The sequence below is a fragment of the Mesorhizobium sp. M7A.F.Ca.CA.004.06.1.1 genome, assembly GCF_003999135.1.
GTDB lineage: Bacteria > Pseudomonadota > Alphaproteobacteria > Rhizobiales > Rhizobiaceae > Mesorhizobium.
The window spans coordinates 1-1,746 of record NZ_RZPQ01000993.1 but is presented as its reverse complement, the minus strand read 5'-3'; the positions used below and the strand labels follow the sequence as shown (position 1 = coordinate 1,746).

Genomic DNA, 1,746 nt, shown 5'->3' with positions numbered 1-1,746 from the left:
GGCTTCAGCTCTTCCAGCGAATGCGCCACCCAGTCGATGTCGGGCAGGGCCTCGCGCTCGATCGGCTTCGACAGGGAAAGGCCGGCAAGGATGTCGTTCAAGCGGGTCTCGACCGCATCGACGTCGCCATCGGCATAGAGCGACACTTCGTGGATGTCCTTGTCCTCGTCGACCTCCAGGACGGCGATCGGCAGCCCTTCTTCCTCGAAGGCTGCCTCAAGCGCCGCGAAAATGCTGACGGACTCGGTCTTTCCGGTGGTGAAGTAAAGGCGCGTCTGGGTCATGAAATCTGTTTCTTTTTGAGCATGATCTTGCCCGAAAACCGGTTCCCACTTTTCGGGATCAAGCTCTAGCCTTTCGCCGCCAGCCGCTTCAGCTTGGCGATGGCCGTATCGGCGCTTTCACCGTAGGCGATGGTGCCGGCAAAGTCGCCATTGGCGTTGAGCAGCAGCACCGAGGCGGTGTGGTCCATCGTGTAGTCGCCGTCGCCGGTGTCGACCTTCTTCCAGTAGATGCCGAACGACTTGGCCATGGCGTGGACCTTGTCGGGATCGCCCGTGATGCCGATGATGCGGTCGGAGAAATTGCTGACATAGGCGTTCATCACTTCCGGCGTGTCGCGCTCGGGATCGACCGATACGAAATAGGCGTGCAGGTTCTTGCCGTCGTCGCCGAGCGTCTTCAGCCAGCCGGCCAGTTCGAACAGCGTGGTCGGGCAGACCTCGGGGCAATGGGTGAAGCCGAAGAAGACGACGCTGGGCTGACCCCTGAAGGCAGCCTCGGTGATCGGCGCGCCTTTCTGGTCGACCAGGGTGAAGGCAGCGCCGAAGGGCTCGCCGCCATAATGGCCGCGATACCAGTCGAAAGTCAGCCAGCCGATACCGGCGGCCATCAGGACGAGAATGCCGACCAGGATAGAACGCATCATCAGAAAAGTCCGTCTGCAGAAATCGCCGCGCCGGCTCAATGCCGCGCCTGTGCGACAGTCTTAGCGGTTCGGCCTCGCACAGGCAAAGTGCCGCGTTGCCGCAACCGCAGTGGTGTCGACCTATCTGCTTGCAAAGCCGGGCTGCTCGCCCCACCTGTGACCGGCAACTCGAACCGCAGGAGGCTCCCTTGCCACGACTGATTGGGCACGGACTGATTGGGCGAAAACTGATCGGCGGCGCGTTGGCCGCGTGTGTTGTCGTTGGCGCCGGTGCCGCAGTCGCCGAGGAAGTCGGCAAGGTCGGCGTCGACTGGCTCGGCAATGACATCATCGTCGAAGCGATCAAGGATCCGAAAGTGGAAGGCGTGACCTGCCACGTCTCCTATTTCGATCGCGGCATCATCGATCGCCTGCACAAGGGCAACTGGTTCGAGGATCCGTCCGATTCCTCCATCTCCTGCCGCCAGACCGGCCCGATCACGATCGGCGACATCGACATGAGCGAGGGCGGCGAGGAGGTGTTCAAGCAAGGCATCAGCCTGATCTGGAAGAAGCAGGTGGTGAACCGCATCTACGACAAGCCCAATGAGACGCTGATCTATCTCTCGCATTCGCGCCAGGTGCAGAACGGCTCGGCCAAAATGTCGGTCACCACCGTGCCGCTCTACGGCCAGAACGTGGTGTGGAGCAAAGGCAAGCCGCAATAGGCTGCTTAGTTCCTTCGGGAGCCGGACGGACGAATGGTCCCGCTTGCGGGACCATTCGCTCGGCGAATCCTTGCTGGGAGACGATCTGAGGGACGATTGGTTCCGCTTGCG

General features: G+C 61.6%; 2 protein-coding genes and 1 pseudogene. 1 reads left to right on the top strand and 2 read right to left on the bottom strand.

Features of this window, described 5'->3' with window-relative positions; translation table 11 throughout:
• Together EN906_RS33075 and EN906_RS33070 are read right to left on the bottom strand one after the other, a co-directional pair.
• Window positions 1-284: pseudogene (locus EN906_RS33075) on the bottom strand (50S ribosomal protein L11 methyltransferase); the annotation flags it as partial.
• Between the two features lie 65 nt (window positions 285-349).
• Window positions 350-928: an SCO family protein gene (locus tag EN906_RS33070; RefSeq protein ID WP_127269253.1), complete on the bottom strand. Its 579-nt coding sequence runs from the start codon at window positions 926-928 to the stop codon at window positions 350-352.
• Window positions 929-1,116: 188 nt separating this feature from the next.
• On the opposite strand from EN906_RS33070, the gene EN906_RS33065 reads away from it, so the two are divergent.
• Window positions 1,117-1,635 carry a CreA family protein gene (locus EN906_RS33065; RefSeq protein ID WP_127269254.1) on the top strand — a complete coding sequence of 173 codons (519 nt, stop codon included), beginning with the start codon at window positions 1,117-1,119 and terminating at the stop codon, window positions 1,633-1,635.
• The last annotated feature ends 111 nt before the right edge of the window (window positions 1,636-1,746 follow it).